Genomic DNA, 23,698 nt, shown 5'->3' on the forward strand with positions numbered 1-23,698 from the left:
TGCCTTATTGTCTGTACCCTGCCCATCCTGAATGAAAGATGGTTAAAGTGATATTCAAGGCTTCGTTGTTTCTCGCCGCATCGGCGGCCGTCCGGCATTCCGCCGGATCGGGGCGTTCCGCTTGAGCTTGACAGGGGAAGCGACTGCGTCGCACGAAAGCGCGCAGGAGGGAGCCATGCAGGCCGAGGAGATTCTGGCGGGCGAGGAGCGCAGGGCGCGGATCGTCGCCGGGCTTGGATCGCGCAACATCGTACTGGTCGGCCTGATGGGCGCGGGCAAGACGAGCGTCGGGCGTCGGCTGGCTCTCGCACTGGGCCTGTCCTTTGTCGATGCGGACGTGGAAATCGAGGCCGCCGCCAACCAGACCATCGCTGAAATCTTCAGTGCCTATGGCGAAGAGGCGTTTCGCGCCGGGGAACGTCGCGTCATATCGCGGCTTCTCGCCGAAGGACCCAAGGTGGTTGCAACCGGCGGAGGCGCCTTCATGAGCGAGGAGACCCGCCAGCGCATTCGCGGGAACGGCATCTCCGTCTGGCTCAAGGCCGACGTGCGGGTGCTGCTGGAGCGGGTGCGGCGCAAGTCGCATCGGCCCTTGCTGCAATCCGATCCCGAGGGCACGCTCCGCCGACTGCAGAACGAACGCGGCCCGACCTATGCGACGGCCGACCTTACCGTGAATTCCCATGAAGGGCCGTTCCACCTGACCATCGCGGAACTGCTCGACCGTCTCGAAACCTATCTGGCGCAAGAGAACAAAGCGTGACGTCACAGACCATCCGCGTCGAACTCGGCACGCGCAGCTACGACATCCTCATCGGCGAAGGCCTGCTCGCCCAGGCGGGCGAGCGCATCGCCGCCGTGCTGCCGGGTGCCCGCGTGGCGCTGGTCACCGACGAGAACGTCGCCCGCATCCACCTTGAGACGGTAAGCGCCTCGCTCGAGCGTGCCGGCATCGGCGTCACGACGGTGGTGGTGCCCGCCGGCGAGGCCTCCAAGAAGTTCGACCGGCTGCAGGAGGTGGTGGAAACCGTGGTCGGGGCACGGCTGGAGCGCGGCGACGCGGTCGTGGCGCTCGGCGGCGGCGTCATCGGCGACCTCGCAGGCTTCGCCGCCGCGATCGTGCGACGCGGCATGCGCTTCGTGCAGATCCCGACCACGCTTCTGGCGCAGGTGGATTCCAGCGTCGGCGGCAAGACGGGCATCAACTCGCGGCACGGCAAGAACCTCGTCGGCGCTTTCTACCAGCCGCAGCTGGTGCTGGCCGCGACGGATGCTCTGGACACCCTGCCCCGGCGCGAGTTCGCCGCCGGCTATGCGGAAGTCGCGAAATATGGACTGATCGGCGACGCGGCCTTTTTCGCCTGGCTGGAAGCGAACTGGCAGGACGTCTTCTCCGGCGGCCCGGCGCGCACCGAGGCCATCGCGCGGAGTTGCCAGGCCAAGGCGGACACGGTCGCCGCCGACGAGCGCGAGACGGGCGAGCGCGCCCTGCTCAATCTCGGCCACACCTTCGGCCACGCGCTGGAAGCCGCCTGCGGCTACGATGCGGACCGTCTCGTGCACGGCGAAGGGGTCGCGATCGGCACCGCGCTGGCGCATCGCTTCTCCGTCGAGCTCGGCCTTTGCCCCGCCGAGGATGCGGAGCGCGTGGAGCGCCATCTCCAGGCTGTGGGATTGCCCACGCGGATTTCGGATATTCCGGGCGGACCCCTTTCCGCGGACGAGTTGATGACCCACATTGGGCAGGACAAGAAAGTCAAACGCGGGCGGCTCACCTTTATCCTGACCCATGGCATCGGCCGGTCCTTCATTGCCGACGATGTCTCGCCCGAGCGTGTGCGTGACTTTCTCCAAAGGGAGCTTTCGACCTAAGCCATGTGGCTCTGGGCCTTCATCGCCATCATCGTCGTCCTCGTCCTGGTATCCGCATTTTTCTCCGGGTCGGAGACGGCCCTCACGGCTTCATCCCGCGCGCGAATGCACCAGTTGCAGAAGTCCGGCGACGAGCGCGCCGGTATCGTGGAACAGTTGCTGAACTCCAAGGAGCGGCTGATCGGCGCGCTGCTTCTCGGCAACAACCTCGCCAACATCCTGTCGTCAGCTCTGGCGACCTCGGTGCTGATCCAGATCTTCGGCCAGACCGGCGTGGTCTATGCGACCATCGGGATGACGGCGCTGCTGCTGGTCTTCGCCGAAGTGCTGCCCAAGACCTGGGCGATCACGGTGCCGGACCGCTTTTCGCTGGCGGTCGCCCCGATCGTCCGCTGGGTCGTGCTCATTTTCAGCCCCGTCGTGCGCACGGTGGAATGGATCGTCGCGATCGTTCTGCGCGCCTGCGGCCTGAATGCGCAGGCGAATTCGCTGATCTCGGCCGAAGACGAACTCCGCGGCGCGGTCGATCTCCTGCACATGCAGGGCAGCGTGCTGAAGGGCCAGCGCGACATGCTGGGCGGGCTGCTCGACCTCAGCGAACTCGATGTGTCCGACGTCATGGTGCACCGGACCGCGATGCAGGGGGTGAACGCCGACGAGCCGATCGACAAGATCGTCGATATCGCGCTCTCCAGCCCCTACACGCGGCTGCCGCTCTGGCGCGACGAGGCCGACAACATCGTCGGCATCCTGCACGGCAAGGACCTGCTGCGGGCGCTCCGGCATACCCGCGGCGACTTCTCCAAGATCGACATCGATTCCGTGGCCTCGCCGCCCTGGTTCGTGCTCGACAGCACGCCGCTTCGCGTCCAGCTCAGCGAGTTCCTGCGCCGCAAGTCGCACTTCGCGCTGGTCGTGGACGAGTATGGCGAGGTGATGGGGCTGGTCACGCTGGAGGACATCATCGAGGAGATCGTCGGCAACATTTCCGACGAGCACGATGTCGCCATGCAGGGCGTGCGTCCGCAGCTGGACGGCACGATTCTCGTCGATGGCTCCGTGCCGATTCGCGATCTCAACCGCGCGCTGGACTGGTCGCTGCCGGATGAGGAAGCGACCACCATCGCGGGGCTCGTCATCCACGAGGCGCATACGATTCCCGAAGCGGGCCAGGAATTCACCTTCCATAATTACCGCTTCAAGGTTCTGCGGAAATCCCGCAACCGCATTACGCAGTTGCGGGTTTCCCCGCTTGTTGCGACGCTGCCCGCGGCGGCAAAGGCCTGACGGGCAGCGAAGGCCGGTCGCATCCGCGACCGGTTCGCACGGTCAGCTCGGGCGGCCGGCCGGTCTCGCCTCCTCGCCCGGCGCGGAGGGGTGCACGGCCAGCGCGTGCACCCCTCCGGCCAGTTCCTCGGCCAGGATGCGGTTGACGGTGCGGTGGCGCTCCAGCCGGGATTGCCCGGCAAAGGTGGTGGAAACGATATTGACCCGGAAGTGGGTTTCGCCTCCGGGACGGTGGCCTGCGTGGCCGGCATGCAGATGTGACTCGTCGATCACATCCAGCTGCTCGGGCGCCAGGGCATCGGCGAGTTTGGCCTCGATACGGGCCTTGATTGACATGATTGCGACCTCCTGATGGGCTGTCCCGCCTTGAGGGCGAGGGAGCGGATGGGCATATTGCACTTATGAAGCTGGAATCTGCTTATTTCGACAAGATCCGGATGCGGACCACCGAGGCGGCCGAGCCGAAGGCGCATGCGCACAGCTGCGACGCACCTGGCTGCGCGCAGGGCGGCGAATTCCGCGCGCCCAAGGGGCGGAATTCGGAAGGCGAATATTACTGGTTCTGCCTCGATCACGTGCGCGCCTACAACAAGTCCTACAACTTCTTTTCCGGGATGAAGGACGAGGCCATCGAGGCCTACCAGAAGGACGCGACCTTCGGTCACCGGCCGACCTGGAAGATGGGCGTCAACGCCAAGGCGGCCGACCAGCCGCCGCCGACCGGCCGCACCAAGACCCAGTGGCCGGGCCGCAAGAACCCGTTTCACACCTTCAGCGCCGAGCAGGGTCCGCGCCGCGCCGCGCCGGAGCCGAGGCGCCGGGCCCATAACATGGAGCGAAAATCCCTCGCCGTGCTGGGCCTCGGCGACCGGGCGACGGCCCAGGAGGTAAAGACCCGCTACAAGCTGCTGGTGAAGCAGAACCATCCGGATGCCAATGGCGGCGACCGATCCTACGAGGACCGCTTCCGCGAGATCATCCAGGCCTACAATTACCTCAAGAGCGTCGGCTACGTCTGATATCCCCGCCAGTGACATAGCCGGACAAGTGATTCCGAAGGATTTTGACATGAGTGAAACGGCTGAAAACCTCCACGCCGTGCCGGACATGACGGTGTCGGTGCGACAGGTCTTCGGGATCGATTCCGACCTTGAGGTGCCCGCCTTCTCGCAGGCCAACGAGCATGTCCCGGATCTCGACCCGGACTACCTCTTCGACCGCACGACCACGCTCGCCATTCTCGCCGGCTTTGCCCGCAACCGCCGCGTCATGGTGACCGGCTATCACGGCACCGGCAAGTCGACCCACATCGAGCAGGTAGCCGCGCGCCTGAACTGGCCCTGCGTGCGCGTCAACCTCGACAGCCACATCAGCCGTATCGACCTCGTCGGCAAGGACGCCATCGTCGTGCGTGACGGCCATCAGGTGACGGAATTCCGCGACGGTATCCTGCCGTGGGCGCTGCAGACGAATACGGCGCTGGTCTTCGACGAATACGACGCGGGACGGCCGGACGTGATGTTCGTGATCCAGCGCGTGCTGGAACTTTCCGGCCGGCTGACGCTGCTCGACCAGAACCGGGTGATCCGCCCCCACCCCGCCTTCCGGCTCTTCGCGACTACCAACACGATCGGCCTCGGCGATACGTCCGGGCTCTATCACGGCACGCAGCAGATCAATCAGGGCCAGATGGACCGGTGGTCCATCGTCACCACGCTGAACTACCTGCCGCACGACAACGAGGTGGACATCGTCACGGCCAAGGTGAAGTCGCTGTCGAGCCCCAAGGGCCGCGAACAGGCCAGCCGCATGGTCCGCGTGGCCGATTTGACGCGCAACGCCTTCATGAACGGCGACCTCTCCACCGTGATGAGCCCGCGGACCGTGATCACCTGGGGTGAGAACGCGGAGATCTTCGGCGATCTCGGCTTCGCCTTCCGCGTGACCTTCCTCAACAAGTGCGACGAACTCGAACGCCCGCTGGTGGCCGAATTCTACCAGCGCGCCTTCGGCAAGGAACTGCCGGAATCCAGCGTCAACGTCGCCCTGAGCTGAGTTCGCCCCGCCGAAACAGAACGCCGAAACGAAGCGCCGAGAAGAAGCGCCGAAACCGAAAGCTGATCCATGTCATCCGGCAGCAAGCACGACAATCCGGTCGATCCGTTCAAGCAGGCCGTGGCCGCCTGCGTTCGGGCCGTTTCCGGCGAGCGTGAACTGGAGGTCACCTTTGCGGCCGACCGTCCCCTGCTTGCCGGCAACAACGCCCGCCTGCCGGAACCGCCGCGCCGCCTGACCGCTCGCGACGCGGCGATCACCCGCGGGCTGGGCGACGCCATGGCGCTGCGCCTCGCCTGTCACGATACCGGCGTGCACCGCCGCTTCGCGCCCCAGGGGACGCAGGGGCGCGCGATCTACGACGCGGTGGAGCAGGCGCGCTGCGAAGCGATCGGCTCGCGGCGGATGGAGGGGGTCAAGGCGAACCTCTCCGCCATGCTGGAAGAGAAATACCATCGTTCCGAATACCAGGACGTCCACGATCGGGCGGACGCGCCGATGGAGGATGCGATCGCGCTGATGGTGCGCGAGCGGCTGTCCGGCTCGCCACCCCCGGAAACGGCGCGGCAGATCGTCGAGGTCTGGCGCGAGCATATCGAGGAGAAGGCGGGATCCGACCTCGACGGGCTGGTGGGCAGCATCGAGAACCAGAACGCCTTCGCCGAAGCCGTGCGGCGGCTTCTCACCTCGCTCGACATGGGCGAGGACAGCGGCGCCCCCTCCGAGGACGAGGATCAGGACCAGGGCGACGATGGCCAGGGCAACCCGGAGAACGGCGAGGCGCAGAACGGCGAGTCGGACGACGACCTGCAGGACAAGTCCCCGGAGAGCCAGCAGACCGAGGTGACCGGCGACGAGGACGAGACCGGCGAGGCCGAGGATTCCGAGACGGCGTCGGAGGACATGCAGGACGATGACGCGGAAGCGGAGACGGAGCCCTCCGGCGAGTCGCGCCGGCCGGACCCTTCGTCCCGAAACGAACCGCAGTCCGACTACAAGGTGTACTCCACGCGCCACGACGAGATCGTCACGGCCGAGGAACTCTGCACCGGTGAGGAACTGGAGCGGCTCCGCGCCTTCCTCGATAAGCAGCTCTCAACCTTGCAGGGTGCCGTCGCCCGGCTGGCGAACCGGCTGCAGCGCAAGCTGCTGGCCCAGCAGAACCGCTCCTGGGACTTCGACCTGGAAGAAGGGCTGCTCGATCCCGCGCGGCTTTCCCGCGTCGTCACCGATCCCACCGCGCCGCTTTCCTTCAAGCAGGAACGCGATACGGAATTCCGCGACACGGTCGTGACGCTGCTTCTCGACAATTCCGGGTCCATGCGCGGCCGGCCGATCACGGTGGCGGCGACCTGCGCCGATATCCTGGCGCGCACGCTGGAGCGTTGCGGCGTGAAAGTCGAGATCCTCGGCTTCACGACCCGGGCGTGGAAGGGCGGACAGGCGCGCGAGGAGTGGCTGCGCGCCGGCAAGCCCGTCGCGCCCGGCCGCCTCAACGATCTCCGCCACATCATCTACAAGAGTGCGGATGCGCCCTGGCGACGTGCGCGACGCAATCTCGGCCTGATGATGCGCGAAGGGTTGCTCAAGGAGAATATCGACGGCGAGGCTCTGGAATGGGCCTACAAGCGCCTGATGGGCCGCCCGGAGCAGCGCCGCATCCTGATGGTGATTTCCGACGGTGCGCCGGTGGACGACTCCACCCTCTCTGTGAACAACGGCAACTACCTGGAGCGCCATCTCCGCTTCATCATCGATGAGATCGAGAATCGCTCCCCGGTGGAGTTGATCGCGATCGGCATCGGCCATGACGTCACGCGCTACTACAAGCGTGCGGTGACCATCGTCGACGCCGAGGAACTGGCGGGCGCCATGACCGACAAGCTCGCCGAGCTCTTCGACGACAAGCCCCCACGTCCCGAAGTCGCCCACGGCCGCCGCAGGCGCGCCGCTTGAGGCGGTCCCTTACGGCGGCGCTGCTTCTTGGCGCCGCCTTCCTGTCGCCGCTAGCCGGCCGGGCCTCCGCCGACCCGGTGGAGATCACCGCGCGCAGGATCGAGCATTTCGGCATTGCCGGCCTGACGGAGCGTTTCGGCCGCCTGACATTCCTCGGCGGCCTCGATCTTGTCGGTCACGACCGGCGCTTCGGCGGGTGGTCCGGCATCGCCGTCTCCGACGATGGCGCTGGCGTATTGATGATCAGCGACAACGGCTATTATCTCACCGGCACGATGGAGCACGAGGCTGGCCGCCTGACCGGCTTCGGCCATGCCGACATGGGAACGCTGTTTCCCGGCGGCCCTGAGTCGAAGCAGAACAGCGACGCGGAGGATGTCGCCCTCGATCCGAAGCGGCCGGGCTGCGGCCTGATCTCGCTGGAACGGCGGTCGACGCCGCTGCTCTCCTTCTGCATGAAGAACGGGCGGACGGACGGCTTCAAGCCCGTGCCGGTGCCGCCGGATGTCCTGAAGCTTCGCTTCAACCGCAGCCTCGAAAGCGTTGCCTATGCTCCGCCGACCTCTCCGGCGGCGGGTCGCGTCGTGATCATCGGAGAGAGCCCGTTCACGCGCGAGGGAAAGACCATGCGCGGCTGGATCCTGGGCAGCGGCTCCTTCGAGATCGTGCGGCACGATGATTACGACATCAGCAGCGCCCGGTTCATGCCGAACGGCGACCTGATGCTGCTGGAACGCCGCTTCACCCCGGCCACCGGAATCCGCATGCGGCTGGTGCTGATTCCCGGTGAAACCATCAAGCCCGGCGCGACCGTGGACGGCGAGATGCTGCTGGATGTCGGCATGGCGACCCAGATCGACAACATGGAAGGTCTGGATATTCATCGCCTGCCGGATGGCCGCACCGTCGTGACGCTGGTTTCCGACGACAACACGAATATCCTGGAGCGCACGCTGCTGCTGCAGTTCAGGCTGGACTGAGGAAACACGGAGACCCGGGGTCTGCCGGTGAACGCGTCAGGCGACCGATTGCCGGCGCGGCAGGATGCTGCCGATGATTACGCGGTAAGGCACCAGCGCGAGCACGTCGATCAACACTTTGACCGAAAAATCGCCGAGCGCCCAGGAAATCCAGCGAGGCGCGCTGACCGGGTAGACCCCGAAGAGCGGCGCGCTTTCCGCCGCGAAGGTATCGTTCGCGCCCAGCACGAAGAACACCGGGGCGAAGGCGAGCGAGAAGAAGACGACCGTGTCGACCAGCGAGCCGGCAAGGCTGGATGCGGCCGGAGCCTTCCACCAGCGCGTCTGGCGCAGGCGGTTGAACAGGCCGATATCCGTCAACTGCCCTGCGAGAAAGCCGCAGCCGGAGGCGATGGCCACCCGCGGCGCCGAGACGAAGACCGACAGCACGACCGCGACGGCAAAACCGACATAGACCACGCGACGCGCAGCCTTCGGACCGTAGATCCGGTTCGTCAGGTCGTTGACGAGAAAGGCCAGCGGATAGCTGAAGGCGCCCCAGGTCAGGATACCGGCAAGGTCGATCCGCCCCAGCCTGGCATGCAGCGGGTGCTGGACCAGGATATTGGAGAGAACGACAACGATCGCCATGGCCACGATGGCCACGGCGATCCCAGACTTCTTATCGGACATGGAGGCTGACGAAGGCCCGAGCTGCTTACGCGGCTTCGGTAACCGTCTCGCTCTGCTTCTTCAGCACTTCGCGACGCAGCAGGCTGACGCGCGGCGAAAGCTCCTCGTCCTTAGCCTTCACGAGGAAAGCATCGAGACCACCGCGGTGTTCGACGGTGCGCAGAGCCGCAGCGGAGACGCGAAGGTGCACGGTGCGCTCGAGGACTTCGCTCATCAGCGAGACGTTGCAGAGATTCGGCAGGAAGCGACGGCGCGACTTGTTGTTCGCGTGGCTCACATTGTTGCCCGTCAGCACAGCCTTGCCGGTCAGTTCGCAGCGGCGCGCCATGGTAAACCTCATTCTTTCAAGGATCGACCTGAATGCTTGCACGCGCGGCACGCGGCAACGGCCTGATCGGATATGTTTTCAGATGCGCTCGCTATAGTGATCCGGCCCCGCCCCGTCAAGAACCGAGGCAAGCAGAACCAACCGGAAAGCCTTTCCGGAAGCCAGTCTCCACCCAATATAGGGACGAGATCGAACAGAGAAGTCCCCGGTGGCGAAAAGCTTGCACTTTTTCCTTCCCCGCGCCTGGTGCGCGACCCTCCTTCTGCTTGCGGGAATCGCCCTGCCCGCATGGTCCGCGCCGGCATCGGCAGAAGGCGTGACCGTGCAATACGGCCTTCGCTTCATCGGCCTGCCGATCGGCACGGCCAGCCTGAAGCTCCAAACAGAGGGCTCCCGCTATACGGTGGAGGGCAAGGGCAAGGTCGGCGGGCTGATGAGCCTGATCTCCGATGGCAAGGGCACGGCCAACGTCCATGGCGCGGTTTTGCCGGGCAGGCTCGCCCCCGCAGCCTTCAGCGAGGACAGGATCGAGGACGGCCAGCACGAGCGGACGTCCTTCGACCTCGACGGTACGACGGCGACCAATGTGAAGGTCGATCCAATGCCGAAGTTCAAGGCAGACCGCGTGCCAATGACGGATGCGAACCGGCTGGGCGTCATCGATCCGCTGACCGCGCTGGTCGTTCCCGGCAAGGGCACCGACGCCTGCAACCGCACGCAGCCGGTCTTCTATGCCACGGAGCGCTTCGACATGGTGCTGAGCTACGACCACACGGAAACGGTGAGAGGCGGCTCGCGCGGCTACAACGGCCCGGCCGTCGTCTGCGCGGTCCGCTATCGCCCGATCGCCGGCCACCGTCCCAACAAGCGGACCACGAAGTTCATGATCGCCACCAAGGATATCGCGATCTGGCTCGCGCCCGTTCCCGGAACGGATCTCAACGTCCCCGTCAGGATCCACGTCGCGACCATGTCGGGTCCCGTCAACGTCGTCGCCACCGGCTTCATCCCGGAAACGCCGGAATAGAACGCCGCGCCGACAAGCTCTCCCGAAATCAGCAACCGCCACAACCTGCGATTATCTGTTTCCGCCCGGCCCCGGCCTCGTGCTAAGGCACGAGCGCGAGCGGCATTCGCAACGGCCAGGAATCCGAGCCTCTGATCTCTTGATGAATCCTACCCAATCTCGCGCCGGACGCTGGGACTCCCGAAACGTCACGGCCGTGCTCGGCCCGACCAACACCGGCAAGACCCACCTGGCGATCGAACGCATGCTCGGCCACGAGACCGGCGTGATCGGCCTGCCGCTGCGACTCCTCGCGCGCGAGGTCTATACGCGCGTCGCCGAGCGGGCCGGTGCCCATAACGTCGCGCTGATCACCGGCGAGGAGAAGATCCTGCCGCCGAATCCGCGTTACTGGGTTTCCACCGTGGAAGCCATGCCGCGCGAGACGGACGCCGCCTTCGTCGCCATCGACGAGGTGCAGCTCGCGGCCGACCTGGAGCGCGGTCACGTCTTTACCGACCGCATCCTGAATCTTCGTGGCAGCCAGGAAACCCTGCTGCTCGGCGCCGCCACCATGCGCGGCATCATCGAGCAGCTCCTCCCGGGCGTCCACGTCGTCACGCGCCCGCGCATGTCCGTGCTGGCCTATGCCGGGCAGAAGAAGATCACCCGCCTGCCCGAGCGCTCGGCCGTCGTCACCTTTTCCGCCGACGAGGTCTATGCCGTCGCCGAGCTGATCCGCCGCCAGCGGGGCGGTGCCGCCGTTGTGCTGGGCGCTCTCTCCCCGCGCACGCGCAACAAGCAGGTCGAGCTCTACCAGAACGGCGACGTGGATTTCCTCGTCGCCACCGATGCGATCGGCATGGGGCTCAATCTCGATCTCGACCATGTCGCCTTCGCCGCGGATTCCAAGTTCGACGGTCACCAGTTTCGCGAATTGACGGCCGCTGAGCTGGCGCAGATCGCGGGCCGAGCTGGCCGGCACATGCGCGACGGCACTTTCGGTGTCACCGGCCGCGTGGCGCCCTTTCCGGACCCGCTGGTGGAAGCGATCGAGAGCCACCGCTTCGAGCCGGTGAAGACGCTGCAATGGCGCAACGGCGAACTCGACTTTTCCAGCCTCGCGGCGCTGAAAGAGAGCCTCGAGCGACCGGCCAGCGTTGCCGGTCTCAGCAAGGCGCCACCGACCGACGACCAGGTCACGCTGGAAATGCTCGCCCGCGATGGCGAGATTCGCGATCGGGCCCAGGGCAAGACCGCCGTGCGGCGCCTGTGGGATGTTTGCCGCCTGCCCGATTATCGCCGCATCGCTCCCGCGCAACACGCGCAGATCGTCGGCGATATCTTTACCTTCTTGTCCGATGGCGGTGTGGTGCCGGATGACTGGATCGCTTCGCAGATCCGCCATGCGAACCACACGGAGGGGGATATCGATACCCTTTCCAGCCGCATCGCGCATATCCGCACATGGACCTTCGTCGCCAACCAGCCGGATTGGCTCGGTGACGCAGTCCATTGGCGAGAAGAAGCAAGGGCTGTAGAAGACGCCCTTTCCGATGCCCTTCACGAACGGCTGACGAAACGCTTTGTCGACCGGCGCACGAGTGTTCTGATGCGCCGGCTCAGGGAGAATACGATGCTTGAAGCCGAGATCACCGTCTCGGGCGAGGTGCTGGTCGAGGGTCAGCACGTCGGAGTCCTGCAGGGCTTCCGTTTTACGCCGGATGTGCAGGCCGAAGGCGCGGAGGCGAAAGCCCTTCGAGCGGCGGCCCAGAAGGCGCTGGCGACCGCGATCGTCGATCGCGCCGAACGCCTGGCCAAGGCGGCGGATTCGGAAATTATCCTGTCCTCGGACGGTAATTTGCGCTGGCGCGGCGAGCCCATCGGCCGTCTGCTCGCGACAGAGGATGCGCTGAAGCCCCGGATCCTGATCCTGGCCGACGAGCAGTTGACGGGGCCGGCACGCGACATGGTCGAGGCCCGCCTGCAATCGTGGCTCACCACCCATATCGGCACGCTGCTGCAGCCGCTGATGACGCTTGCCACCGACCAGACGCTGACGGGCATCGCCCGGGGCGTCGCGTTCCGGCTGGTGGAGAATTACGGAGTTCTCGACCGCCGCGACGTGGCGGAGGAGATCCGTTCGCTGGATCAGGAAGCCCGCGCGCAGCTGCGTCGATTCGGTGTCCGCTTCGGCTCGCACCACATCTACCTGCCGGCCCTGCTGAAGCCCGCGCCGAGCACCCTCCTCGCCCAGCTCTGGGCGCTGAAGGAGAAGGATCTCGAGATCCCGGGCCTCGCCGAGCTGCCCGCCGTCTCCAGTTCCGGCCGGACCTCGGTCAACGTCGAGACCGATTTCGATCCGGCGGTGTATCGCCGCTTCGGCTTCCGCGTCTATGGACGTCGCGCCATCCGCATCGACATCCTTGAGCGCCTCGCAGACCTGATCCGTCCGGCGCTGAGCTGGAATGCCGGCAGCGAAGGCGAGCGTCCGGACGGTGCCGTGGACGGTCAGCGCGGCTTCGTCGTCACACAGGCGATGACGTCGCTGCTCGGCGCCTCCGGCGAGGACATGGCCGTGATCCTGAAGGGTCTGGGCTATCGCATGGACCGGCGCCCCAAGCCGCAGCCCGTCGCAGCCGAGACGCAGCCGGCCGAACCGGTCGTTCCGGCAAACGAGACCGAAGAAGCTCCGGCCGCGTCCACGATCGCCGAATCGGTGCCCGATGCTGAGGTGACTCCCGCCGCTGAAATCGCGCCCGAGACCGCGGTGACGGATGAGCAGGCCGGGCTGGAAGCCGAAACCCAGGAAGCTTCCGCCCCCGAGGAGACGGCTCCGGCCCTCGACGCACATGGCGAGCCCGAACAGGTCGAGGAAGTCGCCGAGCCCGAACAGGCCGTCCATGAGGATGAGATCGCCGGCGCAGCCGCTCAGGAGCAGGAAGTCGCCGAAGCCGAGCCGGCCAGCGTGGCGTCAGAGGCTTCCGCTTCCGATGGCAGCGTAACCGAAGATACGGCTGCGAGCGCTGAGCCGGACACCATCGAAGTCTGGCAGCCGGCTCCGCATGGCGGCCGTGGGCGTGGCCAGGGTGGTCGTCCCAATCGCCAGAACGCCCGCGGCGGCCAGACCGACGAAGGCGAACAGCGGACCGGTGGGCGCGAACGGCGCGGGGGCCAAAATCGGGGTGGCCAGAATCGAGGTGGTCAGAACCGGGCTAGCGAGAACCGCGGTGAGCAGCGCGGGGAAGGCCCGAACCGGGGCGAAACCCGCGCCCCGCAAGAGGGTCGCACCCAGGAGCCGCGCGAGGGGCAGCGTCAGGGACGCCGTCCCGATCAGCGTCCCGACAATCGCTCCGACCAGCGCGGCGAGCAGCGTCGCGATCGGCCGGATCGGGGTCCGCGCAAGCCCGACCAGAACCGCTTCCAGGATCGCAACCCGCGTCCGCCGCGTGATCGCCCGGTCGACCCGGACAATCCGTTCGCGGCTCTGGCAGCTCTGAAGTCGAGCCTGGAGAAAAGCGGCCCGAAGTGACCGAAGGTAGCCCACAGCGAATCGACAAGTGGCTCTGGCACGCCCGTTTCGTGAAGACACGGACGGGCGCGCAGAAACTGGCTGTGTCGGGCGATGTGCGCGTGAACCGGGAAAAGGTATCATCCGCCAGCCGGCTCGTTCACGCCGGTGACGTGCTGACCATCGCGACGGACCAGGCCGTGCGGGTGATCCACATTCTCGGTATCTCAGAGCGGCGCGGCCCTTTCGATGAGGCGCGCCTGCTCTACCGGGACGCGTCCACGCCCGGGCGGGAGGCGAGTTCGGAGCCTCTGGAACAACCTTAGAAAAACATTCTCAACCGAACCGGCCGTGCGGCGGTGCGTCCCTTGCCCGGCCCACCGAAACCCGGTACTCCGCGCCGGTTCATTCTCGGAGACAGCCATGACCTATGTGGTCACCGATAATTGCGTCCGCTGCAAATACATGGACTGCGTGGAAGTCTGTCCCGTCGACTGCTTCTATGAAGGCGAGAACATGCTCGTCATTCATCCCGACGAGTGCATTGACTGCGGCGTCTGCGAACCCGAATGCCCGGCCGATGCGATCCGCCCCGATACGGAGCCGGGGCTCGACAAGTGGCTGACGATCAACGCGGATTATGCCGACAAGTGGCCGAACATCACGATCAAGCGCGACGCGCTTCCGGATGCCAAGGAAATGGACGGCCAGGAAGGCAAGTTCGAGAAGTATTTCTCGGCGGAGCCGGGCCAGGGCGACTGATCGCGCCCGCTGATCCACAGAAATCTTAACCGACTGGCTTCATACGACTCGCCGGGACCATGGCCCCGGCAGCAAATCATTGATTTCCTGCGGATTTTGCTCTATATATCAAATCTCTGACTGATCAACCCCCGAGATGGGAAATCCAGCGACAGCTGGATCGAGGTGAGCGTGGCCCCGCAGGGATCGCGCGTTCTGGTTCGCGCATGTCTCAGGCATGAATCCGGCCTTCTCCCGCAACCGTCTTGAAAAGGGTGTGATGTGGCAGCGTTGGGCTGCGGAGACGAGCAGGAGTTCGAAGCGTATGACGATAAAGAAGGCGGTTACGCGTCACGGTTTCAAGACGGGTGAAAGCATCGTCTATCCCGCTCACGGCGTCGGCAGGATCATCGACATCGAAGAGCAGCAGGTCGCGGGCATGCAGCTCGAGCTTTTCGTCATTACCTTCGAAAAAGACAAGATGACGCTGCGGGTCCCGATCGCCAAGGCTGCGTCCGTGGGGATGCGCAAGCTGGCGGACGAAGAGACCATCGGCAAGGCTCTGGAACTTGTCCGGGGCCGGCCGCGCGTCAAGCGCACCATGTGGAGCCGTCGTGCGCAGGAATACGAAGCCAAGATCAATTCCGGCGACCTGATCTCGATTTCGGAAGTCGTGCGCGATCTCTATCGCTCCGAGAGCCAGCCCGAGCCGTCCTATTCCGAGCGCCAGCTTTACGAGCAGGCAATCGACCGGATGTCCCGCGAGGTTGCCTCGATCGAGAACACGACGGAAGCCGAGGCGGTGAGCAAGATCGAGAAGTCGATCGAGAGCAGCCCGAAGCGCAAGCGCGCTGCCGGGGCCGACGAACAGGTCCAGGAAGAAGCCGCCTGATCCAGGTAGCCAATCTCGATAAAAAGCCCCGAAGCAAGCTTCGGGGCTTTCTTATTGGGAATGCCGGGGCGTTGTGGGGCGGACATGTCCGCCCCTTCCGGCCGACCGAGCAAGCCTGATGGCCTAGTTGCGCGTCGTGGTGTTTCCGGTCGTCGTGCCTGTCATACCCGTACCGGTCGTGGAACCGCTCACCGTGGACGTGCCCGTCACGTTGCGGTTCTGCGTGTTGGCGGAAGACGCACCGGTGCCGGAAGTCCCTCCAAAGTCGGAGCGATCAGAACCGAACTGGTTCTCGTCCTGCTCGACGCGCAGATTGTTCTGCACGTGCGTCACGCCGCTCACCTGCTCGGCGATATCCTCGGCATGGCGCTTGGAGAATCGGTTGTTGACCGTGCCATCCAGCGTAACTTCCGAGTCCGATACCTTCACGTCGATGTTAGAGGCGTCGATGCGCCAGTCGTCGGTCAGGCGGTCCGAGACGTCCTCGCGAATTCGGTCGTCCGACCGTCGATAGCCTTTCGGACCACGGCCGCGAAACTCGTCCTGCTGGCGACGGCGTTCGGCATCCTCATCGCCGAACCAGGACGAGACCTCGTCGCTGGCGCGATCCCAGAAGCCGCGCTCCTCGCCGCGACCGTAATTGCGGCCGGAACCGCGGCCGAACTGATTGCCGTAAGACTCGGAGCCGTAGTCGGACCCCCGGCCCTGCTCGCCATACCCACGGTAGCTACCGGCGCCGAACTGACCACCGCGATTGAATCCACCCGAGTGGTTCCAGTCGCTGCGCCCCTGTCCGCTCCCGAAGCCGCGCTGCTCGCCACGGTCGTAGCCGCCTCGATCCCAGTTTCCCCGGGCAGCGTCGCGGCCGGAGTCACGGGAGTAATCCTCACGGCCATAGCCGGCACCGGATTCGCCGGAGTCGGAATAACCGCCGCGCGACCCGCGATCGCCGTCAAAGCCACCGCGGCCGGATCGCATTCCGCCGAAATCGCCGGAATAGCCGCCATCGCGGCCATAGTTCTGACCGTAGTCGCCGCCATAGCTGCGCTGCTCCTCGCGATTGTAGCCGCCGCCATAGCCCCGGGATTCCTGGGTACGGCCGCGACCGTAGTCCTGATACCCATAGTCGTTTCGGCTCCGGTCGTCCTCGCGGTCGCGATCGATCTCGGAGTTGTTCCTCCAACGGTTCTGGTCTGCCATGGTATTTCTCCATTGCTGAGCTTGGTTACCGTTTTTCAACGGTTGCCATCACAACGGGCAGACGCGGAGGGTCGTTCCGAGAGTTCTCATTTCGGGACAGGAGGCGGCTCCAGCTCTCGGCAAGCAGATGCAGAGGCTTCGTTTAAAGCCGGTCTGTCGGCGTCGCCGCGTCGATGATGCGCAGCTGCGCCCGCGGGGTGCCGCCCCAGTGGTCGAGACAAAGCGTTCCGGCGAGATGCAAAGGGCGTCCACGGGAAGCGAGCAGCAATTCGCCCAGCGGCGTCTCGGCTGCACGAAACGCCATGGCCTTCAGGCCCGGCCCCTGCCCGCCCGAGACGGTCAACCGGACATGGCCGCTGCCGACCACCTCCACATAATTCAACCGGTGCGCCGGCAAGGCGAAGATCGGCGAAGGGTGGCCCGAACCGAACGGCCCCACCTTCTCCAGCGACTGGATGAAATCGACATGGGCGCCGGCGTCGGAGATCGCGCTGTCGATGAGGAGCGATCGATCGCGTCGCCCCTCTTCCACCTGCCCGGCAAGCCTTTCTTCCAGAAAGGCCTGGAGTTCGCCCAGCCGGTGCTGGGACACCGTGAGGCCGGCCGCCATCGCATGGCCGCCGCCCTTGGCCAGAATTCCCGCCTCGACCGCCGCCCGGATCGCCTCCCCGAGATCGACGCCGGAAATGGAGCGCCCGGAGCCGGTCCCGAAGCCGTTCTCTCCAAGAGCGATAGCCAGCGCCGGCCGCTCGAATCGTTCCTTCAGCCGCGATGCGACCAGGCCGACCACGCCCGGATGCCATTCCGGACGGCTGACCACGAGGACAGCGGGCTCGCGACCACTCGCGATCAGCGCCTCGACCTCGGCTGTGGCCTCGCTGACCGCCTCCACTTCGATCGCCTGCCGCTCCGCGTTCAATTGATCGAGAATCCCGGCGATCCGTTCCGCTTCGGCCGGCTCGCGCGTCGTCAGCAATTGCGCGCCCAGCGACGCATTGCCGATGCGCCCGCCCGCATTGATCCGAGGACCCAGCAGAAAACCGAGACGGCCGGCATCCAATGGCCCCTTGAGCCGCGACACGGCGGCGAGGGCCGAGAGGCCGGGATACCCGCCCCCGCGCATGCCGATCAGCCCCTTGATGACGAAGGCGCGGTTGACGCCCTTGAGGGGGACCATGTCGCAGACGGTGCCGAGCGCCACGAGATTGACCAGCCCGAGCAGATCCGGCTCCTTGCGGGCCGCGAAGAAACCGCGGCGCCTGAGTTCGCGCTGCAGGCCGACCGCCGCCAGGAAGGTGACGCCGACGGCCGCGAGATGCCCCTGGCCGGAAAGGCAGTCCTGCCGGTTCGGATTCACGACCGCGACCGCGGCCGGGAGACTCGGGCCCATCTGGTGATGATCGATAACGAGCACGTCCACGCCACGCTCGCGTGCGTGATCCAGCGCCTCGAAGCTCGTGGATCCGCAATCGACGCAGACGATCAGGCTGGCACCCTCGTCCACCAGGGTATCGATGGCGCCGGCATTCGGGCCGTAACCTTCGAAGATGCGGTCCGGGATGTAGATGCGAGGCGTCAGGCCGAGATCGGCCAGCGCGCGGTGCAGAAGCGCGGAGGATGTCGCGCCATCCACGTCGTAGTCGCCGAAGATCGCAACCGCTTCGCCTCGCTCCACCGCGTCGGCCAGGCGAGCCGCGGCCGCTTCCATGTCGGTCAGCGTCGCGGGATCGGGAAGGTCGCCGCGCAACGAGGGGACCAGAAAGGCCGCAGCCTTCTCGGCATCCACCCCACGCCCCGCCAGCACACGGGCGAGGATCTCGTCCAGCCCGTGCCGCTGGCTCATGGTGAGCGCGGCGGCCTCGCCGGCTCCGTCCAGCCGGGCGCGCCAGGCGCGTCCGGAGACAGAGCGGCTCACGCCAAGGAAGTCACGATCAGGCGTTGATTCGGCGAAACCCCACATGCCTGCAGTCTATCAGCCGGCAGCAATGGCGTCGAATGACGTGCCGTCGCGGCGGAGTTTCAGAATTCTTCGATCCGGATCAGTTGCGGCCGCCCGTGAACGTCCCCTTCCGCCTCGAACTGGGCCAGGACGCCGCGCACCGCCTCTTCCGTCGTCTCATGCGTGATGATCACCACGGACTGGACGAGGTCGAGTTCGCTCCTCGGAGCCGCACCGGCGGGGCGGTTGCGCTGGACGATGGACGCCAGCGAGATCCCGGCATCGGCCATGCGGCGCGCGATGGACGCGAAAGCGCCGGGGCGATCCGGCAGGTTCAGGCGGAGATAATAGCCCCCGGCATGCTTCTGGATCTTGGCCCGGACATAGGGCTCCATCGAGGATGTCGGCCGCCCGAGCGGCGGCGTCCGCGCCCCGCGCGCGAGATCCACGATGTCGCCGACCACGGCGGAAGCGGTCGCGTTGCCGCCGGCACCCGGTCCCGACAACATCAGGCTGCCAATGAAATCGCCGTCGATCGCCACGGCGTTGGTCACGCCCTTGATGCGGGCGATGTCGCAATCCTTCGGCACCATGGCCGGGTGGACGCGCTGCTCGATTCCACTCTCGGCACGCTTGGCGACGCCGATCAGCTTGATGCGATAGCCCAGTTCCTCGGCGGCGGCGAAATCCACCGGCTCGATGGAGGAAATGCCCTCGATGAAGATGGAATCGCGGTCGATCCGGGTGCCGAAGGCAATGCTGGTCAGGATCGAAAGCTTGTGGGCGGCATCATAGCCTTCCACGTCGAAGGTCGGATCGGCCTCGGCATAGCCCAGCGCCTGCGCGTCGCGCAGGCAATCGCCGAAGCTGATTCCCTCCGCCTCCATCCGACTGAGGATGTAGTTGCAGGTGCCGTTCAGGATACCGTAGACGCGCGAAACGCGATTGCCGCCAAGGGCCTCGCGCAAGGTCTTGATCACCGGAATGCCGCCGCCGACCGCCGCTTCGAAAGCCAGCGCACCGCCGTGTTCTTCCGAAAGCTGTGCCAGCCGGTTGCCATGCTTGGCCAGCAGCGCCTTGTTGGCGGTCACGACGCTCTTGCCGTGCTCCAGCGCTGTCGTGACGCTTTGAAGCGCCACGCCGTCCTCGCCGCCCATCAACTCGACGAACACATCCGTCGCGTCGGAGCGGGCGAGCGCGACCGGGTCATCGAACCATTCGATCCCGGTCGTGGAGAAGTCGCGGGAGCGACTGCGATCACGGGCACTGATTCCCGTGACACGGACCGGTCTCCCGATCCGTGCAGCGAGATCATCGCCGTGTTGCTCTATGAGGCGGGCGACCGAAGAACCGACAGTCCCCAGCCCCGCCAAGCCGAGACGAAGCGGCTCCTGCATGCGTCAAACCCGTCCGAAAAGAGAGATCAGCGTCCTGCGCTGATCGGGACGACGTTGTGCAATGTTTTGTCGGCGGTGGCAAGGAAGCGACCGATATTGCGGGCCGCCTGCCTGATCCGCTGCTCGTTCTCCACAAGAGCGATACGGACGTATTGGTCGCCGTTCTCGCCAAAGCCGATGCCGGGAGCGACCGCGACATCCGCCTTCTCGATCAGAAGCTTGGAGAACTCCAGGCTGCCGAGCCCGCGCATCTGCTCGGGGATCGGCGCCCAGGCGAACATGCTCGCATTCGGCGCCGGGATCTCCCACCCGGCGCGAGCGAACGATTCCACCATCACGTCGCGGCGCTTGCGATAGATGGAACGCATCTCCTGGATGCAGTCGTCCGGCCCGTTCAGCGCGGCGCTGGCCGCCACCTGGATGGGGGTATAGGCGCCGTAGTCGAGATAGGACTTAACGCGCGCGAGCGCCGCGATCAGCCGTTCGTTGCCGACGGCGAAGCCCATGCGCAGGCCCGCCATGGAGAACGTCTTCGACATGGAGGTGAACTCCACCGTCACGTCCATCGCGCCCGGCACCTGCAGCACCGAGGGCGGCGGATTGCGGTCGTCGAAATAAACCTCGGCATAAGCGAGATCCGACAGGATGAAGATTTCGTGCTTCTTCGCGAAGGCCACCACGTCGCGATAGAAGTCGAGATCGGCGACATAGGCGGTCGGGTTCGCGGGATAGCAGAGAATCACCGCGATCGGCTTCGGCACGGAATGCAGCACCGCGCGCTCCAGCGCGTGGAAGAACTCCGGGCTCGGCTCCGCCGGAATGTAGCGCAGCGCGCCGCCGACCATCAGGAAGCCGAAGGCATGGATGGGGTAGCTCGGATTGGGCACCAGCACCACGTCGCCCGGCGCCGTGATCGCCTGCGCCATGTTGGCGAAGCCTTCCTTGGAACCGAGCGTGGCGACCACCTGGCGATCCGGATCGAGCCGGACGCCGAAGCGGCGCGCATAATAGGCGGCCTGCGCCTTGCGCAGACCCGGCACGCCGCGAGAAGCCGAATAGCGGTTGGTGCGCGGCTTGGAGACCGCGTCGACCAGCTTTTCCAGAATGTGCGGAGGCGTCGGCAGATCGGGGTTGCCCATGCCGAGATCCACGATATCGGCGCCACCGGCTCGCGCCTTTGCCTTAAGCCGGTTGACCTGCTCGAAGACATAGGGCGGCAAGCGCCTGATCTTGTGAAACTCTTCCATCGCTCTTTCCCGACGGCCCGTTTGAATCAGGAGGGCTTAATCCTGTTGAAGATAGCGGTAAATCGGCAATCCGTCTTCATTGTGTCGCAGCCGGCGTGCCGTCCGTATTCTGCTGGCTCAGGTTCTGCAGGTCCTGCGCGGATTGCTGCTGTTGCTGTTTGCCGAGGCGCAGCAGTTCGTCCTGGTCGCTCTTCAGCCGGGCTTCCTCGCCCGTACCGATGCGCTTTCCCTGCTGCTGCTGCGCGCTTCTGTCGAGCCGCTTCTTCGCCGCGTCAACCGTGTCCACGGACTTCATCCTCGGATCGGCGGGCCCGAAGGTACGGAACGCTCCGGGATAGGGCTGGTTCGGATCGGCACTTGCAGCCGCGCGCTGGCGCATCTCGGTGACCGCCTTCACCTGCGCGGCCGCCTTGTCGGGCGCGAGCTTCGGATCGGGAGCGGGTGCGGTCGGAGCGAGCTGTGCGGCCGTCGGCCCGAACGCCTCCTGCCCGAAGCAACCGGACAAAGCGAGGCTCATGCCAGCCAGAACCACGCCAAGCGCCGCCTTGCGCTTCGCAAATCCAAGCTTCGGGGCGTTCTCCACTCGCAAGCACCTTTCCGACTGCATTATGACCTTCCCGGCTTTGCCGCGGGACAATGATCGCTACGAAGCTTTAAGCGCAATCCCTATCTGAATCGAGCCCGTGTATAATACGCGTCGCGTCGGCAGCAGAAGCGACACAAGCTTCATTACGAACCGGCGGTGAGGAGGATCATGACCCGCAAGCCCAGGAGCGACACCGCGCCCTCCCGGCCCGATCAGGCGTCGGCAGCCAGCCCCGACGGGCGCGCCGATCCGGACCTCCTCGCGCGCAATCTTTCCGCCGCGATGGAGGTGGGGATGCGCGTTTTCTCCGCCCTCCTCTCCCGGTCCGGGCCGGATGGCGACCAGCCGGGCGCGATGAGCTCGCATCTGGGTGTCGCCCTGCGCGCGCTCTCGCCGGTGATCGGCTACTGGACCGCAAATCCCGAGCGGCAGAGCGTGGCCCAGGCACGCCTTCTCGCGCAGTTCGCCGCGATCTTCACGACGGCGGCGCTGAAGGCGCGCGGCGAGACGCCGGAAGGCACGATGCAGCCGGGGGCGCGCGACCGCCGTTTTTCCGCGCCGGAATGGACCGAGAACCCGCTCCTCGATTCGCTGAAGCAGGTGTATCTGGCCGGGGGTCGCTGGGCGCGGCAACTCGTCGACGAGACGGAGGGGCTGGACGAGGACGAGCGCCTGAAAGCCCGGTTCTTCCTGACGCAAATCGTCAGCGCGATGGCCCCCACCAACTTCCCCGCCCTCAATCCGGAAGTCTTGCAGGAGGCGAAGGCCAGCGATGGCGAAAGCCTGCTGCGCGGCATGCGGTTTCTGGACGAGGACGTGCAGGCGCCCGGCGGCGGGATCCGGCTCCGCCAGTCCGATCCCCGCCCTTTCGAGCTCGGGCGGGACCTTGCGTCGACGCCGGGCAAGGTCGTCGCCCAGAACGACCTCTGCCAGATCATCCAGTACGCGCCCGCGACCGGAAAGGTCCTGAAGCGGCCGCTGCTGATCGTGCCGCCCTGGATCAACAAGTTCTACGTGCTCGATCTCGGCCCCGACAAATCCTTCATCCGGTGGGCGGTCGAACAGGGCCACACCGTGTTCCTGATCTCCTGGGTCAATCCGGACGAGCGCCACGCAACGAAGGATTTCGCGGCCTATGTGCGGGAGGGCATCTTTGCCGCGCTCGACGTCGTGGAAGCCATCACGGGCGAGCGGCAAACCAATGTCATCGGCTATTGCATCGGCGGTACGCTGCTGGCCATGGCGCTCGCCCGCCTGGCGGCGCTCGGCGAGGACCGCATCGCCACCGCCACCATGATGACCGCGCAGGTGGATTTCCGGAATGCCGGCGACCTCAGGGTCTTCGTCGACGAGGAACAGATCGCGGCGCTTGAAAAGGACATGGCGGCGACGGGTTTCCTCCCGGGCGCGCAGATGGCCAACGTCTTCAACATGCTGAGGCCGGACGACCTGATCTGGCCTTACGTCATCGACACCTACTACAAGGGCAAGGAGCCCCGCCCCTTCGACATCCTGCACTGGAATGCCGATTCCACGCGCCTGCCGGCGGCCAATCACTCCTTCTATCTTCGCAACTGCTACCTGGAGAACAATCTCGCGCGCGGGCTGATGGAGATCGAGGGAGAGAAGGTGGAGCTCGGGCGCGTCCGCGTTCCCCTCTACCACCTGGCGGCGGAGGGCGACCATATCTCGCCCGCCCGCTCGATCTTCGCCGGAGCGCGGCTCTTCGGCGGCCCCGCGCGTTTCGTGCTTGCCGGCTCCGGTCACATCGCCGGGGTCATCAATCCGCCATCGCGCGGCAAGTACCATTTCCGGGCCGGCGAAACCGACGCGGCGACGCTGGAGGAATGGCAGGCGAAAGCCGAGCTGCGACCCGGCTCCTGGTGGCCGGACTGGCACGATTGGGTGAGCCGCGCGGATGACCGAAAGGTCGGGGCACGCCAGCCCGGAAGCCGCGACTTTCCCCCGATCGAGGATGCGCCCGGCTCCTATGTTCGCGTCAGCGGCTGAGGCCGGGCCGACGCTCGTA

General features: G+C 65.9%; 21 protein-coding genes. 13 read left to right on the forward strand and 8 right to left on the reverse strand.

Features of this window, described 5'->3' with window-relative positions:
- Positions 1 to 175: 175 nt before the first annotated feature.
- From BMY25_RS03605 to BMY25_RS03615, 3 genes are read left to right on the forward strand one after another with little or no spacing between them, the layout of a single operon-like run.
- Positions 176 to 763: a shikimate kinase gene (locus BMY25_RS03605; RefSeq protein ID WP_092495595.1), complete on the forward strand. Its 588-nt coding sequence runs from the start codon at positions 176 to 178 to the stop codon at positions 761 to 763.
- Positions 760 to 1,872: a 3-dehydroquinate synthase gene (gene aroB, locus BMY25_RS03610; protein ID WP_238858142.1), complete on the forward strand. Its 1,113-nt coding sequence runs from the start codon at positions 760 to 762 to the stop codon at positions 1,870 to 1,872. The genes BMY25_RS03605 and aroB overlap by 4 nt, the downstream gene beginning before the upstream one ends.
- 3 nt (positions 1,873 to 1,875) lie before the next feature.
- Entirely contained in the window at positions 1,876 to 3,159 is a 1,284-nt protein-coding gene (locus BMY25_RS03615; protein WP_092495260.1) for an HlyC/CorC family transporter, read from the forward strand.
- 42 nt (positions 3,160 to 3,201) lie between these two features.
- Here the strand turns inward: BMY25_RS03615 and BMY25_RS03620 are convergent, their stop codons facing one another.
- On the reverse strand, positions 3,202 to 3,495 hold the full coding sequence (locus BMY25_RS03620) for a BolA family protein (RefSeq protein WP_092495261.1): 294 nt from the start codon (positions 3,493 to 3,495) through the stop codon (positions 3,202 to 3,204).
- 65 nt (positions 3,496 to 3,560) lie between these two features.
- Between BMY25_RS03620 and BMY25_RS03625 the strand changes: the two genes are divergently transcribed.
- The 4 genes from BMY25_RS03625 (at position 3,561) to BMY25_RS03640 (ending at position 8,150) form a co-directional block, all read left to right on the forward strand.
- Positions 3,561 to 4,178 (forward strand): J domain-containing protein, encoded by a 618-nt coding sequence (locus BMY25_RS03625; protein ID WP_092495262.1) that lies wholly within the window; start codon positions 3,561 to 3,563, stop codon positions 4,176 to 4,178.
- 49 nt (positions 4,179 to 4,227) lie between these two features.
- On the forward strand, positions 4,228 to 5,214 hold the full coding sequence (gene cobS / locus BMY25_RS03630) for a cobaltochelatase subunit CobS (RefSeq protein ID WP_092495263.1): 987 nt from the start codon (positions 4,228 to 4,230) through the stop codon (positions 5,212 to 5,214).
- A 69-nt stretch (positions 5,215 to 5,283) separates the two neighbouring features.
- On the forward strand, positions 5,284 to 7,170 hold the full coding sequence (gene cobT, locus BMY25_RS03635; protein WP_092495264.1) for a cobaltochelatase subunit CobT: 1,887 nt from the start codon (positions 5,284 to 5,286) through the stop codon (positions 7,168 to 7,170).
- Positions 7,167 to 8,150 carry an esterase-like activity of phytase family protein gene (locus BMY25_RS03640; protein ID WP_092495265.1) on the forward strand — a complete coding sequence of 328 codons (984 nt, stop codon included), beginning with the start codon at positions 7,167 to 7,169 and terminating at the stop codon, positions 8,148 to 8,150. Before cobT ends, BMY25_RS03640 begins: the two co-directional genes overlap by 4 nt.
- A gap of 36 nt (positions 8,151 to 8,186) precedes the next feature.
- On the opposite strand, the gene BMY25_RS03645 is transcribed toward BMY25_RS03640, so the two are convergent.
- Complete coding sequence (locus tag BMY25_RS03645; RefSeq protein ID WP_092495266.1) at positions 8,187 to 8,822, reverse strand: queuosine precursor transporter; 636 nt, start codon at positions 8,820 to 8,822, stop codon at positions 8,187 to 8,189.
- Positions 8,823 to 8,847: 25 nt separating this feature from the next.
- Positions 8,848 to 9,150 (reverse strand): 50S ribosomal protein L28, encoded by a 303-nt coding sequence (gene rpmB / locus BMY25_RS03650; protein ID WP_092495267.1) that lies wholly within the window; start codon positions 9,148 to 9,150, stop codon positions 8,848 to 8,850.
- A gap of 208 nt (positions 9,151 to 9,358) precedes the next feature.
- Between rpmB and BMY25_RS03655 the strand changes: the two genes are divergently transcribed.
- The 5 genes from BMY25_RS03655 (at position 9,359) to BMY25_RS03675 (ending at position 15,300) form a co-directional block, all read left to right on the forward strand.
- Entirely contained in the window at positions 9,359 to 10,177 is an 819-nt protein-coding gene (locus BMY25_RS03655) for a DUF3108 domain-containing protein (RefSeq protein WP_092495268.1), read from the forward strand.
- Positions 10,178 to 10,319: 142 nt separating this feature from the next.
- Positions 10,320 to 13,688 carry a helicase-related protein gene (locus tag BMY25_RS03660; RefSeq protein ID WP_092495269.1) on the forward strand — a complete coding sequence of 1,123 codons (3,369 nt, stop codon included), beginning with the start codon at positions 10,320 to 10,322 and terminating at the stop codon, positions 13,686 to 13,688.
- Positions 13,685 to 13,993 (forward strand): RNA-binding S4 domain-containing protein, encoded by a 309-nt coding sequence (locus tag BMY25_RS03665; RefSeq protein ID WP_092495270.1) that lies wholly within the window; start codon positions 13,685 to 13,687, stop codon positions 13,991 to 13,993. The genes BMY25_RS03660 and BMY25_RS03665 overlap by 4 nt, the downstream gene beginning before the upstream one ends.
- A gap of 97 nt (positions 13,994 to 14,090) precedes the next feature.
- Positions 14,091 to 14,429, forward strand: coding sequence for a ferredoxin FdxA (gene fdxA / locus BMY25_RS03670; RefSeq protein WP_092495271.1), 339 nt, complete (start codon positions 14,091 to 14,093; stop codon positions 14,427 to 14,429).
- A 304-nt stretch (positions 14,430 to 14,733) separates the two neighbouring features.
- Positions 14,734 to 15,300 (forward strand): CarD family transcriptional regulator, encoded by a 567-nt coding sequence (locus tag BMY25_RS03675; protein ID WP_092495596.1) that lies wholly within the window; start codon positions 14,734 to 14,736, stop codon positions 15,298 to 15,300.
- A gap of 123 nt (positions 15,301 to 15,423) precedes the next feature.
- On the opposite strand, the gene BMY25_RS21415 is transcribed toward BMY25_RS03675, so the two are convergent.
- The 5 genes from BMY25_RS21415 to BMY25_RS03700 form a co-directional block, all read right to left on the reverse strand.
- Positions 15,424 to 16,500 carry a BON domain-containing protein gene (locus BMY25_RS21415; RefSeq protein ID WP_428976937.1) on the reverse strand — a complete coding sequence of 359 codons (1,077 nt, stop codon included), beginning with the start codon at positions 16,498 to 16,500 and terminating at the stop codon, positions 15,424 to 15,426.
- Between the two features lie 142 nt (positions 16,501 to 16,642).
- A complete protein-coding gene (gene recJ / locus BMY25_RS03685) occupies positions 16,643 to 18,460 on the reverse strand; it encodes a single-stranded-DNA-specific exonuclease RecJ (protein ID WP_092495272.1) in 1,818 nt (605 codons plus the stop codon).
- A 59-nt stretch (positions 18,461 to 18,519) separates the two neighbouring features.
- Positions 18,520 to 19,836, reverse strand: a complete 1,317-nt coding sequence (locus tag BMY25_RS03690) for a homoserine dehydrogenase (protein ID WP_092495273.1) — start codon at positions 19,834 to 19,836, stop codon at positions 18,520 to 18,522.
- 26 nt (positions 19,837 to 19,862) lie between these two features.
- On the reverse strand, positions 19,863 to 21,083 hold the full coding sequence (locus tag BMY25_RS03695; protein ID WP_092495274.1) for an LL-diaminopimelate aminotransferase: 1,221 nt from the start codon (positions 21,081 to 21,083) through the stop codon (positions 19,863 to 19,865).
- 76 nt (positions 21,084 to 21,159) lie between these two features.
- Positions 21,160 to 21,672: a hypothetical protein gene (locus BMY25_RS03700; protein WP_143061863.1), complete on the reverse strand. Its 513-nt coding sequence runs from the start codon at positions 21,670 to 21,672 to the stop codon at positions 21,160 to 21,162.
- 165 nt (positions 21,673 to 21,837) lie between these two features.
- Between BMY25_RS03700 and phaC the strand changes: the two genes are divergently transcribed.
- Positions 21,838 to 23,679 carry a class I poly(R)-hydroxyalkanoic acid synthase gene (phaC, locus tag BMY25_RS03705; RefSeq protein ID WP_238858143.1) on the forward strand — a complete coding sequence of 614 codons (1,842 nt, stop codon included), beginning with the start codon at positions 21,838 to 21,840 and terminating at the stop codon, positions 23,677 to 23,679.
- The last annotated feature ends 19 nt before the right edge of the window (positions 23,680 to 23,698 follow it).

This window comes from Faunimonas pinastri (assembly GCF_900110915.1).
GTDB classification, from domain to species: Bacteria; Pseudomonadota; Alphaproteobacteria; order Rhizobiales; family Afifellaceae; genus Faunimonas; species Faunimonas pinastri.

What these genes read in the sequence shown, in the direction of transcription:
- rpmB (WP_092495267.1), bottom strand. Translation starts at nt 9,150, where the DNA reads ATGGCGCGCCGCTGCGAACTGACCGGCAAGGCTGTGCTGACGGGCAAC.
- BMY25_RS03695 (WP_092495274.1), bottom strand. Translation starts at nt 21,083, where the DNA reads ATGGAAGAGTTTCACAAGATCAGGCGCTTGCCGCCCTATGTCTTCGAG.
- BMY25_RS03690 (WP_092495273.1), bottom strand. Translation starts at nt 19,836, where the DNA reads ATGCAGGAGCCGCTTCGTCTCGGCTTGGCGGGGCTGGGGACTGTCGGT.
- BMY25_RS03660 (WP_092495269.1), top strand. Translation starts at nt 10,320, where the DNA reads ATGAATCCTACCCAATCTCGCGCCGGACGCTGGGACTCCCGAAACGTC.
- BMY25_RS21415 (WP_428976937.1), bottom strand. Translation starts at nt 16,500, where the DNA reads ATGGCAGACCAGAACCGTTGGAGGAACAACTCCGAGATCGATCGCGAC.
- BMY25_RS03620 (WP_092495261.1), bottom strand. Translation starts at nt 3,495, where the DNA reads ATGTCAATCAAGGCCCGTATCGAGGCCAAACTCGCCGATGCCCTGGCG.
- cobT (WP_092495264.1), top strand. Translation starts at nt 5,284, where the DNA reads ATGTCATCCGGCAGCAAGCACGACAATCCGGTCGATCCGTTCAAGCAG.
- recJ (WP_092495272.1), bottom strand. Translation starts at nt 18,460, where the DNA reads ATGTGGGGTTTCGCCGAATCAACGCCTGATCGTGACTTCCTTGGCGTG.
- fdxA (WP_092495271.1), top strand. Translation starts at nt 14,091, where the DNA reads ATGACCTATGTGGTCACCGATAATTGCGTCCGCTGCAAATACATGGAC.
- BMY25_RS03675 (WP_092495596.1), top strand. Translation starts at nt 14,734, where the DNA reads ATGACGATAAAGAAGGCGGTTACGCGTCACGGTTTCAAGACGGGTGAA.
- BMY25_RS03615 (WP_092495260.1), top strand. Translation starts at nt 1,876, where the DNA reads ATGTGGCTCTGGGCCTTCATCGCCATCATCGTCGTCCTCGTCCTGGTA.
- cobS (WP_092495263.1), top strand. Translation starts at nt 4,228, where the DNA reads ATGAGTGAAACGGCTGAAAACCTCCACGCCGTGCCGGACATGACGGTG.
- BMY25_RS03625 (WP_092495262.1), top strand. Translation starts at nt 3,561, where the DNA reads ATGAAGCTGGAATCTGCTTATTTCGACAAGATCCGGATGCGGACCACC.
- BMY25_RS03605 (WP_092495595.1), top strand. Translation starts at nt 176, where the DNA reads ATGCAGGCCGAGGAGATTCTGGCGGGCGAGGAGCGCAGGGCGCGGATC.
- phaC (WP_238858143.1), top strand. Translation starts at nt 21,838, where the DNA reads ATGACCCGCAAGCCCAGGAGCGACACCGCGCCCTCCCGGCCCGATCAG.
- BMY25_RS03645 (WP_092495266.1), bottom strand. Translation starts at nt 8,822, where the DNA reads ATGTCCGATAAGAAGTCTGGGATCGCCGTGGCCATCGTGGCCATGGCG.